The organism is Nocardioides sp. NBC_00368, assembly GCF_036090055.1.
GTDB lineage: Bacteria > Actinomycetota > Actinomycetes > Propionibacteriales > Nocardioidaceae > Nocardioides.
On sequence record NZ_CP107970.1, the window covers coordinates 3202698 to 3214174 of the forward strand.

An 11477-nucleotide genomic window follows, 5' to 3' on the forward strand; every position below is an offset into this window, starting at 1 on the left:
CACCGACAGCGTTAATTGCTATACATGTTTATGATCAACATGTAGGTTTTCTGGCATGAAGAAGCAGACGATCGGATACGTCGTGTGGCGACTCGCCATGCGTCTGCGGGTGTCGATGGACCGAGCTCTCGCGCCGCTGGGTCTGACCCACGCGCAGTACTCGCTCATCGCCTCCCTCCACGGCCTCCGCGCCTCGGAGGCCCCCACCCAGAAGCAGCTGGCCGACCTCACCGGCCTGGAGCCGATGTACGTCTCCAAGCTCGCCCGTCAGCTCGAGACCAAGGGCTGGGTCGAGCGCGTCCGGGACACGAAGGACACCCGAGCCGTACGCCTCGCCATCACGCCCGCGGGCACCGAGGTCACCCGCGAGGCGATCGCGGTGACCGGCCGGCTGCTCGACCAGCTCACCGCACCGCTCGGCGGCCGCGACAGCCGTCGCGCCGCCGAGGCGCAAGCAGCGCTCGAGGCGATGCTCGCCGCACCCATCGACACCGATCCCACACCTGGAGAACGATCATGACCACCGCCACTCCCCCTGTTCCGGGCCCGGTCACCGGCGCCAACCTCGGCGTCGCCTACTTCGCCATCCGCAAGAACCTTCTCGACGTGCTCGACGACTACGACCTGACCTTCGAGCAGTCGCTCCTGCTCAACTACCTGAGCCAGGGCGAGGCGACCCGCGCCGATCTCGTCGCGACGACCGCCGGCAACATCAAGGTCTCCGCGGCCGAGGTCGAGTCCCACCTCGACGCCGCGATCGCCCGCGGCCTGATCGCCGACGGGCTCACCCTGACTCCGGAGGGCGAGCACCTCCAGCAGCAGATCACGGAGCGCAGCCGGCCTCTGACCAGGACGTTCTTCGCGGACATCCCGGCCGATGACCTCGCCGCGACCGCACGCGTCCTGGCCACGCTCACCGAACGGGCCAACGCCGCTCTGGCCGCCTCCTGAGGGTCTGGCCGAGAATTGCCTGGCGGCTGCGCCAGGCGATTCTCGGCCAAACCCTAAGATCGGGCCATGGCACAGCAGAAGTACGACGTAGTGGTGACCGGCGGCGGTCACAACGGCCTCACCGCCGCGGCCTATCTGAGCCGGGCGGGCCTCTCCGTCCTCGTGCTGGAGCGGCTCGACCATGTCGGCGGCGCGGCGATCTCGGCGCAGGCGTTCGAGGGCTTCCCGACCCGGCTCTCGCGCTACTCCTACCTGGTCTCGCTGCTGCCCGAGCAGATCCGCACCGACCTCGGGCTCGACATCGAGCTCGCGTCACGGCAGACCGCGTCGTACTCCCCCTTCCTCGACGGCTCCCGCGCCACCGGCCTCCTCGTGGAGACGCCGGAGGGCGAGGCCACCGCGGCGAGCTTCCGCGCGGTGACGGGGTCGGACGAGGAGTACGCCGCGTGGCAGTCCTTCTACGAGGAGGTCGCCGACCTCGCCCAGGTCGTCGCGCCCACCCTCACCTCCCCGCTGCCGACCGCTGGCACGATCCGCTCGCAAGTGGGTGCGCCGATCTGGCGCGACCTCGTCGAGCGGCCGCTGGGCGAGGCGATCGAGCGCCGGTTCAGCAACGACCTGGTCCGCGGGGTCGTCGCCACCGACGCCCTGATCGGCACCTTCGCCGGCCTCGGCGAGGAGAGCCTGATCCAGAACCGCTGCTTCCTCTACCACTTGATCGGCAACGGCACCGGCGAGTGGCGGGTCCCGGTCGGCGGCATGGGCGCGGTCACCGGAGCGATCGCCAAGGCGGCCTACGCAGGTGGGGCGGAGGTCCTCACCGATGCGACCGTCACCTCGATCCGCGGTGGCGCGGTCGGGGAGGGCGCCGAGGTCGATTGGACCGACGCCTCCGGCTCGCACACGGTGGCAGCCGACTTCGTGCTCGCCGGCCTGGCTCCGTACCTCCTCGACGGCCTCCTCGGCCGCACTCCCTCCCCCGCGGTCAAGCCGGTGGGCGCCCAGCTCAAGATCAACATGCTCCTCGAGCGACTCCCCCGGCTGCGCTCCGGCGAGGACCCGACCGTCGCGTTCGCCGGCACCCTCCACCTCGGCGAGTCCTACTCGGAGCTCGAGAAGGCGTACGCCGAGGCCGCCGCCGGCTCGGTGCCGACCGAGATGCCCGGCGAGGTCTACTGCCACTCGCTGACCGACCCGTCGATCCTCGGCGACGTGCCGCCCGGCACCCAGACGCTGACCTACTTCGGCCTGCACGCTCCGGCGACCCTCTTCGACGACCCGGCCACCCGCGAGGAGCGCAAGGCCCAGGCGGTCGAGCGCGCCATCGCCTCCCTCGACAAGCACCTGATCGACCCCATCTCCTCCGTCGTCGCACGGAACATGGGCGGGGAGCCGTGCATCGAGGCGAAGATCCCTCAGGAGATCGAGGCCGACCTCGCCATGCCCGGCGGCCACATCTTCCACGGCGACCTGGCCTGGCCCTGGGCTCCCGACGACTCCGACCCCACCACGCCCGCCGACCGCTGGGGCGTCGCCACCGACGTCGGCAGCATCCTGCTGTGCGGCTCCGGCGCCCGCCGCGGCGGCGCCGTCTCCGGCCTCGGTGGCCACAACGCCGCCCAGGCCGTCCTGGAGCTCCGCTGACCCTCCTCGATTTGGGCCGCATCCGAGCCCGCTGCTAATGTTCTTCTCGTCGCCGAGCGCGCCTGACGCGCGAAGGACATGCGCCATTAGCTCAATTGGCAGAGCAGCTGACTCTTAATCAGCGGGTTGTAGGTTCAAGTCCTACATGGCGTACATCGCAACCGGTTCTCACCTGATCCTTCAGATGAGAGCCGGTTCTTTGGTTTTGCCCCGGGCACGCCATTCGGCACACAAAGCGCCTCTCGCACCGACTTGGTGATCTTCCGCTAGCCCCACGGTGGACTCTTCTTTGCCTCCGACAGCAGGTCGGACACCTCGATCGCCACGTCGCTCGACCACGTGTGGCCCGGCATGTCGGCGAGGACCTCTTGGGCGGCTTCGAGCAGCTGGACCACTCTGGCGTTGGAGTCCTCGAGATCGACGGCTGACTCGACGAACAAGCGCGCTGCCTCGTGGGCCTCCGACGAGAAGCGGTGGCCGACCGGGAGCCGGTTGCGTACGTCGTGGTGCACCAGCAGTAGGCGCAGGGCGAGAGAGGATCGGCCACTCCTGAACGGCTGCCTGGTCGCCGTGGTCAGGGCACCATGCAGCAGCAGAGCGACCGTCTCGAGCACGCGTTGACCCTCGCCTGCAAGTGGCGCGTCGGCATGCTGTTCTTTATCGGTCACAACGCCTCCGGGGGATCTGGAGGAGCCGAGGCTAGGAGGTAGCGCCGTTTCCTGCCTGAGTTTCGGGGGGATTTCCTTAACTTTGTGTTGGCTCGTGCGGTACCCGATGCCTTACCCCGCATGCGTTCCGCGAGGTCGTGGATGCGTACGCCGCATGAACCTCCTCCGACGTGCTCGATCAGGCCGGAGGCGGTCCTCGTTGTGCCGAGCGCCTAGGATCACAGGCATGCAGGGACTCCGGACGACGGCTCCCGGGCGCGGAACGCGCCTGGCGCTTGCTGCTGTCGCGGTCGCGCTGTTCGGGCTGATGTCGATGCACGGCTGGGGATCGCACGTCGGTGCTCATCCGATGGGTGCACCCGAGAGCGCTGGGGTCATGGTCTTCATGGACCACGACGGCCTGCATGCATCCGACTTGGCGACCGCCTCCGACAGCTCGGCAGGTCAGCAGACCCAGGTCCCTGCTGACGACGAGGAAGGCGGGGGTCTTCTCGGCCTCTGCCTCGCGATCCTCACCGGACTGGTCGTGGGCATCGCGTTGACCCTGGCGCGACGTGGCATCCGGGTTCTCCGCAGCCTGCTGCCCGCCTGGCCGAGTCCGGCCCTCTACGGGCGGGATCGTGACCCGCCCGATCTGCTCCGACTCTGCGTGATCCGCTGCTGACAGGCCCCTGGCCACGAGGAACCCACCCGGGTGACTCGGGCTTTCGCCTGCCCAGACCACGATCACACAGATGGAGTAACTCTCATGCGCAAGACCCTGACGGCCGCCGTGCTCGCGGCCGCGCTGCTCACGCTCGCTGCTTGCGGCGGCGAGGACGACAGCGACACCACCGCTGGACACAACGACGCCGACGTCACGTTCGCCCAGCAGATGATCCCGCACCACGAGCAGGCCATCGACATGGCCGAGGCCGCCGAGACGCGGGCCGAGAGCCAGGAGGTCAAGGACCTCGCCGCCGACATCGAGGCCGCGCAGGGCCCCGAGATCGAGACCATGACCGGCTGGCTCGAGTCGTGGGGCGAGGACGTACCCGACGGTGGGATGTCCGACATGTCCGACATGGACCACGGCGACATGTCGGACGACATGAGCGGGATGATGTCGGAGGAGGACATGACGGCGCTCGAGAACGCCACCGGCGCCGAGTTCGACCAGATGTTCCTCACGATGATGATCGAGCACCACGAAGGTGCGATCGAGATGGCCAAGACCGAGCAGGCCGACGGTGAGTCCGCCGACGCCAAGGCCCTGGCCGAGGACATCGAGACCGCTCAGACCGAGGAGATCCAGACGATGCAGGAACTGCTGAAGTCCTGACCGTCGTCCACGTGTGTCGGGCAGGCCCGGTGCCTGCCCGACACCTCCCTCGATTCCGGAGCAACCTCATGAACCGAACCTCCCTCGTCGCCCTGACCATCGTCGTGGCGACGGCCCTTCTCTCCACCGCCTGCGGCGAGGATCCGCGGTCCGATCGACCGGCCGCCGACGGTCACACCGAGGACGCCACCAAGGTGGGTCACATCCACGGCCTCGGGGTAGATCCCGCCGACGACACCCTCTACGTCGCGACCCACTTCGGTCTCTTCCGCGTCGATGACACAGGCGAAGCGGAGCGGGTCGCCGACCGGTGGCAGGACACCATGGGCTTCACCGTCGTCGGCCCCGGTCACTTCCTCGGCAGCGGGCACCCCGACCTCACCGAGGACCTCCCGCCGCACCTGGGACTCATCGAGTCCACCGACGCCGGCGAGACCTGGACGCCGCTCGCGCTGCAGGGTGAGGCCGACTTCCACATCCTCGAGCCGGCGGGTCGCATCCTCTTTGCGTACGAGTCCACCACCGGCCGCCTGCTCCGCACCGAGGACCGCAAGCAGTTCGAGGAGGTCCTCACCGGCGACCTCGTCAGCGTCGCCGCGACCGAGAAGGCCGAGCAGCTCTACGCAACCACCGGCAAGGGTCAGCTCATCAGCATCGATGCCTCCACCGGCCGGACCCGGGAGCTCGGCGGTCCGGTCACCACGTACGTCGACACCACGGCTGAGGGTGATCTCGTCGGCATCGGTCCGGACGGTGTCGTCCGAGTCAGCGACGACGTGGGCGCGAGCTGGCAGGAGGCCGGCTCCATCGGGGGCCCGCCGGCGGCCTTCACGATCACCGAGCAGGGCTGGTACGCCGCCACGGCCGAGGCGGCGTACCGCTCGAGCGATGACGGCAAGACCTGGGAACGAGTCCTGTAGGCCCCGCGGTACCAGTCGAACCACGGCACCGGCCGGGTATCCCTCATGCAACGGCCCGTGGTGGGTACCTCTCGGGCGTGAGGCCGGACGGCCCGCGTGCAAGAGCACCGTCGACGAGAGGGAGTGCCGTGCACACCGTCGTGGAACTGTTGAAGACCTACCCCAAGGACCTGGGCGGCATCGATACCGCCCAGCTCGCCAAGACGATCCAGTCGCTGATCGAATGCGGCCAGGCGTGCACCGCGTGCGCCGACGCCTGCCTGAGCGAGGACGGCGTGGCGGATCTGGCCAAGTGCATTCGCACCAACCTGGACTGCGCCGACGCGTGCTCGGCGACCGCCAACATCCTGTCGCGCCACACCGGTTACGACGCCAACCTCACCCGGGCTTTCTTGGAGGCGTGTGCGACCGCATGCAAGGCCTGCGGCGACGAGTGCGCTCGCCATGCCGACATGCACGAGCACTGCCGCGTCTGCGCCGACGCGTGCCGAGTCTGCGAGCAGGCCTGCCGCGACCTGCTCGTGAAGCTGGGCTGACCGTCAGCACCTACGAACGGACAGCCGGATCAGGACCCGTCCGAGACGGCTCGTCTGCGGTTGCCGGGGCCGGCAACCGCAGACGCCGCAGCAGGAGCGCGTTGACGGCGACCAGGAAGCTCGAACCCGACATCGAGAGCGCGGCGATCTCCGGGCGGAGCATCAGCCCGAAGGCCGGTACGAAAACACCGGCAGCGATCGGCAGGGCGACGGCGTTGTAACCCACCGCCCAGCCCAGGTTCTGACGCATCTTGCGCAACGTGCCGCGGCCGATGACCAGGGCGACGGGAACGTCGAGCGGGTCGGACCGCATGAGGACGACGTCGGCGGCCTCGATGGCCACGTCGGTCCCGGCCCCGACCGCGATCCCGACATCGGCCTGCACGAGCGAGGGCGAGTCGTTCACCCCGTCGCCCACCATCGCGACGACCCGGCCCTCGGCCTGCAGCTTCTCGACCTGCTCGGCCTTGTCCTGCGGCAGCACCTCGGCGATCACCGTGTCGATGCCGAGCTCGGCGGCGATCCGTTCCGCGGTGGCCCGGTTGTCGCCGGTGAGCATGACCACGTGGATGCCGGCCTCGTGCAGGGCCGCCACGGCGGCGGTGGAGGTCTTCCGGATGGCGTCGGCGATGCCGACCACGGCGACCGCACGGCCGTCGACGGCCACGAAGATCGCGGTGCGTCCGCCCGCGGCGATCTCGTCGCGCCGACCACCCAGATCTCCGTCGTCGATGCCCTCGGACTCGAGCAGGCGACGGTTGCCGACGGCGACCCGGTGCCCGTCGACCTCGGCGACGGCACCGATTCCGGTGACGTTGCGGAAGCCGGTCGCGCGCAACCGCGGGACACCGGCCTCGTCGACGTACCTGACGACGGCGCGAGCCAGCGGGTGCTCGGACTCGCGCTCGACGGCACCGGCCAGCGCCAGCAGGCGCGTACGGTCGATGTCGCCGAGGACGACATCGGTCACCTCCGGCTCCCCCTTGGTCAGGGTGCCGGTCTTGTCCATGACGACGGTGTCGATACGTGCAGAGGTCTCGATGGCAGTGGCGTTCTTGAACAGGATCCCGCGTTTCGCGCCCAGACCGGAGCCGACCATGATGGCGGTCGGCGTCGCGAGACCGAGGGCGTCGGGGCAGGTGATCACCACGACTGTGATCGCGAACAGCAGCGCCGTCGTGACCTCGGCGCCGGCGGCCCACCAGACCATGAAGGTGGCGGCTCCACCGATCAGCGCGACGAGCACCAGCCAGAAGGCGGCCCGGTCGGCAAGCCGCTGGCCAGGCGCCTTGGAGTTCTGTGCCTGCTGCACCAGCGCCACGATCTGCGCGAGCGCGGTGTCCGCGCCGACCTTGGCCGCACGCACACGCAGCGTCCCGCTCGCGTTGACGGTGGCACCGATGACCGCGTCCCCCGGTGCCTTGTGGACCGGCAGGCTCTCCCCGGTCACCATGGACTCGTCGACCTCGGACTCGCCCTCCTCCACGACGCCGTCGGTGGCGATCTTCGCCCCCGGACGGACGAGCAGCAGGTCTCCGACCCTCACCTCCGAGGTCGGCATGTCGACAAATTGACCGTCGCGGATCACCGTTGCCTGGGGCGGGGCGAGATCGAGCAGCGTACGGATGGCGTCGTTCGCTCCGCCGCGGGCGCGCATCTCGAACCAGTGGCCCAGCAGCACGAACGCCGCCAGCACGGTCGCGGCCTCGTAGAAGACCTCGCCTCCGCCGGTCAGGGTGACCCCGAGGGAGTAGAGCCAGCCGGCGCCGATGGCGACCGCGACCAGCACCATCATGTCGAGAGTGCGCGCCTTGAGCGCGCGCCAGGCTCCGTCGAAGAAGATCCAGGACGAGTAGAAGACCACCGGGATCGACAGGACCAGGCTGAACACGTCGTCGCGCAGCCCGAACGGCGCCGGCGCGTCGAAGCCGAAGACCTCACGTCCGATCGGCGACCAGAGCAGGATCGGGATCGAGAGCACGAGGGCCACCAGGAACCGGTTGCGCATGTCGGTGACCATGTCGGCCATCGACATGCCCTCGTGACCCCCGTGACCCATCGCCTCGTGCGGCGACATCGTGGGAGCGTGCTCGTGGTCGGCGTGGGCCGCGTGGTCGTCGGGAGAGGCGAGGGGGTCGCAGATGTGGCCGGGCACCGACTGCCCGGCGCAGTGATAGCCGCACTCGCGGACCCAGTCACGCAGCTGCGTCACGTCGGTACGTTGCGGATCGAACGTGACGGTCGCCGTCTGCGCGACCGGATTGGCCTCCACACCGAGGACACCCGGCCGCCGCCCGAGAACGGACTCCGCCACCGCCTTGCTCGATGCCCATTGGACTCCCGAGACCTCGAGGACGGCTGTGGCCGCTCCGCCGTGGCTGCTGTCTGGATCACGGTGGTGCTGATGCTCGTGGTTCATGCCGTGCCGTCCTCCACCAGTTGGTATCCCGCCTCGACGACGGCTGCGGCCACCTCGTCGGGGTCGGTTCGCGCGAAGCGTCGATCCTCATGAGGGACTCCTTCATCAGGATACCCCTATGGGGTACTCCGGCAAGGCCCGAATGTCCTCCGGGCGCGGGCCTTAGTACCACTCACGAGGTCCTTGTTGCTCTGCTGGTTCCCCAGCCCGCTTGTGAAGATGGAGAGAGTTCCACCGAGAGGAGCAGAGCCATGCCGTGGACCACGACCGGCGTCAGTCGCGTCGGCTCTTCGAATGCCCGGCGGCGAACCGTCGACAACACCCGACCGGAGCCCGCGAGCCGATGGAAGACGATTCGCGACACCGTCGGCGCGGTGACGGGCACCGTCCTGGGAATCGCTCCTCATGTCCTGCATCACATCGGACTCCTCGCGGGGGCGGCGCTGATCACCGGCACCACAGGCAACGTTCTGTTCTACGCGATCGGCCTGCTGCTCTCGGTGCCGATGCTGCGGCGCCTGCACCGGCGGTTCCGGTCGCTGTGGGCCCCCACGATCGCGGTCGTCGTGTTCACCGGCTTGTTCTCCGTGTCTGCCTTCGTGATCGGACCGGCGATCTCTGGCGACGACGACAACCCACCGCCCTCGACCCCGACGGACCACGGCCCGGGTTCTAGGGACGAGCACGGCCACTGAACGCCGACGCTGCCGACGAGGTCCTCCCCGCGTTGGACCGCCACCACAGAAGGCTGGTGAGCACGGCGAGCGCGAGCAGCCAGATGCCGGCGTACAGCAGCGGCGTCAGCTCGTCGAACGACGGAGTGAGCGCGCCGTCGAGGACCAACCGCGTGCCTCCGTACGCCGGAAGCCATCTCGCCCACGGGTCCGGCTGGGCACTCAGCATCGGGCTCTGAGAGATCCCCACGTCGAGGAACGGCAGGAGGAAGGCGATGAACACTCCGCTCACTCGACCGAAGAGCGGTCCGACGAGCACCCCGAGGAGGGCGTACGTGCCGGCGACCAGCACATTCCCCAAGGCGTAGACGGCCCAGTCAGCCGGGGAGAAGACCGCAGCGGTCACGGCGAGCGACACCGCTGCCGCGCCCAGCACCGCGGCACCGATCGTGGTCAGCCGGACGGCGAGGAGGACGCCCGGACGCAGCCCCGCCAGGCACAGCCTGCGATCGGTCTCTCCCGTGGCGAGGATCGTGAACAGGCCGACCAGCATGGCCAGCGACGCCACGGCGATGGGAGCCATCGTTCCCGCATGGATCTCGGCAGGGTCGAACATCCTCACCACCAGGCGACCGTTCTCGCGCACCGCGATGCCGGTGTGCCCGTGCGGCGTGATGACATCGGAGAGCACGATGAACACCGCGGGCACGACCGCCAGCAGCGCCCACATGGCCGGGTTGCGGACCAGCTCCCGCATGCCCAGGCCGAGGCTTCGGCGGTACTGGTCACTGCGGGATCCGGCCGCGTGCCTGCTCCGACGGTTGCCCCGGCCGACGGCCGAGGTGCGCGCGATGAGCAGCGCCGAGCCGCCCAGCGACACTGCCACCCAGGCAACGCTTATGCCCACGTCGCCCAGCCAGGCCGCGTGCCCTGACGGGGTGTCGGCCACCCACAGCGAGATGAAGTGGGTGGGCAGCAAGCGGGTGACAGGACTGTCGCTCGAGGACAGGGTCGGTCCGAAGAAGACGTCGAGGATCCAGACGAAGAGCACGACGACCGTGCCGTTCACCGGGTCGCGCGCGATGCCGCCCACCGCGGCGCCGATGCCGAGGTAGACCAACGCGAACATGGTGGTGCCGATGATCAGGCGGCCCGGGTGGTCCAAGGGCTCGCGCAGTGCCAGCACGGCCAGCGACACGGCGGTGGCGACCACTGCCAGAAAGGCCCCGGTCAGGAGCCGGGCGACGACGAGCGTCCGTGGCCGAGCTCCGCACAACAGCAGGCGGCGGTCGGCGTCCCGGGCGGCCGAGACCTGGAAGTACATGGCCACCGCGGCGAGGAATCCGGCCGCCCAGCCCGCCGTGGCCTGCTCCAACGCTGTGCCGTCACCACCGAGGAGCCGCGCCGCGTCCGCGAGCGAGTCAGCCGCGACGAGGACGAAGACGACCGGGACCAGCACCAGGACGACCAGGTTGGTGGAGTTCCTCGCGTAGTCACGCAGGAAACCGCGGGCGAGGACCCACCAGGTCACCGCGGGACCGCCTTCCCGTCGCGGATCTCCACGATCCGGTCGAAGCGGTCCTCATCGACGACGAAGTGGCTCACGATCAGGGCGCTGCGGCCCGCGGCCCGCCGCTCGGCGACCAGGTCCCAGAACTTCAGGTACGTGTCGAAGTCGAATCCCGCATAAGGCTCATCCAGCAACAGCACCTCGGGATCGGCCAGAAGCGCCAGGGACAGGTTGAGCTTGGCCAGCGTGCCACCGGACAGCTCATCGGCTCGTACGTCGGCATAGCGGGCGAAGCCCAAGGTCTCGTACAGGCTCTCGGCCGAGGTGCGAGCCTGCGCGGACGTGAGCCCGTAGGCGGCGCCGAACAGCTCGACATGGTCGTCGCAGGTCAGCCGTCCGTACACCTGCGGCACCTGTGGGCAGTACCCGAGGCGGCCGTCGTGGGTCACCGTCCCCTCGTCCTGAGCCAGGGCGCCGACGAGGATCTTCATCACGGTGGACTTCCCCGACCCGTTCTCGCCGACGAGGCCCACCACCTCACCCGCACCGAGTTCCAGGTCGATCCCACGCAGCACCGGGTGCCGGCGCCGACGAGGCCACCAGCCTCGACGGAACGACTTCACGATCCCCGCGGCAACCAGCACATCTCTCGCCGCTACGGGCTCGCGCGTCGAGCTCGGCTCCGCGGTGCTCATCGTTCGCCTAGTGGCGCGAGTGCGGGTCGCGCCGATGGTCGGCGTCCTGATGCTCGCTCCCGCCGCCGCCGTGCAGGCCCGGGTTCGAGGTCTTCATCGGTCGTCTCCTCTACGTCCGGCGGTCGAGCCGCCCGACTTC

The 11477-nt window shown here is 69.3% G+C and carries 12 protein-coding genes and 1 tRNA gene; 9 read left to right on the forward strand and 4 right to left on the reverse strand.

What is annotated here, in order from left to right:
- Nucleotides 1–55 precede the first annotated feature (55 nt).
- The 4 genes from OG984_RS15265 (at nt 56) to OG984_RS15280 (ending at nt 2748) form a co-directional block, all read left to right on the forward strand.
- Complete coding sequence (locus tag OG984_RS15265) at nt 56–520, forward strand: MarR family winged helix-turn-helix transcriptional regulator (protein WP_328527152.1); 465 nt, start codon at nt 56–58, stop codon at nt 518–520.
- Nucleotides 517–951, forward strand: coding sequence for a hypothetical protein (locus tag OG984_RS15270; RefSeq protein WP_328527153.1), 435 nt, complete (start codon nt 517–519; stop codon nt 949–951). The genes OG984_RS15265 and OG984_RS15270 overlap by 4 nt, the downstream gene beginning before the upstream one ends.
- A gap of 66 nt (nt 952–1017) precedes the next feature.
- On the forward strand, nt 1018–2595 hold the full coding sequence (locus tag OG984_RS15275; RefSeq protein WP_328527154.1) for a phytoene desaturase family protein: 1578 nt from the start codon (nt 1018–1020) through the stop codon (nt 2593–2595).
- A gap of 80 nt (nt 2596–2675) precedes the next feature.
- Nucleotides 2676–2748: transfer RNA gene (locus tag OG984_RS15280), tRNA-Lys, on the forward strand.
- A 113-nt stretch (nt 2749–2861) separates the two neighbouring features.
- On the opposite strand, the gene OG984_RS15285 is transcribed toward OG984_RS15280, so the two are convergent.
- Nucleotides 2862–3209 carry a hypothetical protein gene (locus OG984_RS15285; RefSeq protein ID WP_328527155.1) on the reverse strand — a complete coding sequence of 116 codons (348 nt, stop codon included), beginning with the start codon at nt 3207–3209 and terminating at the stop codon, nt 2862–2864.
- Between the two features lie 280 nt (nt 3210–3489).
- Between OG984_RS15285 and OG984_RS15290 the strand changes: the two genes are divergently transcribed.
- The 4 genes from OG984_RS15290 (at nt 3490) to OG984_RS15305 (ending at nt 6040) form a co-directional block, all read left to right on the forward strand.
- Entirely contained in the window at nt 3490–3927 is a 438-nt protein-coding gene (locus OG984_RS15290; protein WP_328527156.1) for a DUF6153 family protein, read from the forward strand.
- Between the two features lie 84 nt (nt 3928–4011).
- Complete coding sequence (locus OG984_RS15295) at nt 4012–4584, forward strand: DUF305 domain-containing protein (protein WP_328527157.1); 573 nt, start codon at nt 4012–4014, stop codon at nt 4582–4584.
- A 68-nt stretch (nt 4585–4652) separates the two neighbouring features.
- Nucleotides 4653–5504: a F510_1955 family glycosylhydrolase gene (locus tag OG984_RS15300; protein WP_328527158.1), complete on the forward strand. Its 852-nt coding sequence runs from the start codon at nt 4653–4655 to the stop codon at nt 5502–5504.
- Between the two features lie 128 nt (nt 5505–5632).
- Nucleotides 5633–6040, forward strand: a complete 408-nt coding sequence (locus OG984_RS15305) for a four-helix bundle copper-binding protein (RefSeq protein WP_328527159.1) — start codon at nt 5633–5635, stop codon at nt 6038–6040.
- A gap of 10 nt (nt 6041–6050) precedes the next feature.
- Here the strand turns inward: OG984_RS15305 and OG984_RS15310 are convergent, their stop codons facing one another.
- Nucleotides 6051–8459: a heavy metal translocating P-type ATPase gene (locus OG984_RS15310; protein ID WP_328527160.1), complete on the reverse strand. Its 2409-nt coding sequence runs from the start codon at nt 8457–8459 to the stop codon at nt 6051–6053.
- 251 nt (nt 8460–8710) lie between these two features.
- On the opposite strand from OG984_RS15310, the gene OG984_RS15315 reads away from it, so the two are divergent.
- Nucleotides 8711–9154 carry a hypothetical protein gene (locus OG984_RS15315; protein ID WP_328527161.1) on the forward strand — a complete coding sequence of 148 codons (444 nt, stop codon included), beginning with the start codon at nt 8711–8713 and terminating at the stop codon, nt 9152–9154.
- Here OG984_RS15315 and OG984_RS15320 read toward each other — a convergent pair.
- The gene (locus tag OG984_RS15320; RefSeq protein WP_328527162.1) at nt 9132–10664 is read right to left on the reverse strand and encodes an ABC transporter permease; all 1533 of its coding nucleotides are present in this window, start codon (nt 10662–10664) and stop codon (nt 9132–9134) included. The two genes, OG984_RS15315 and OG984_RS15320, sit on opposite strands and share 23 nt — an antisense overlap.
- Nucleotides 10661–11338: an ABC transporter ATP-binding protein gene (locus OG984_RS15325; RefSeq protein WP_328527163.1), complete on the reverse strand. Its 678-nt coding sequence runs from the start codon at nt 11336–11338 to the stop codon at nt 10661–10663. Before OG984_RS15325 ends, OG984_RS15320 begins: the two co-directional genes overlap by 4 nt.
- Between the last annotated feature and the right edge of the window lie 139 nt (nt 11339–11477).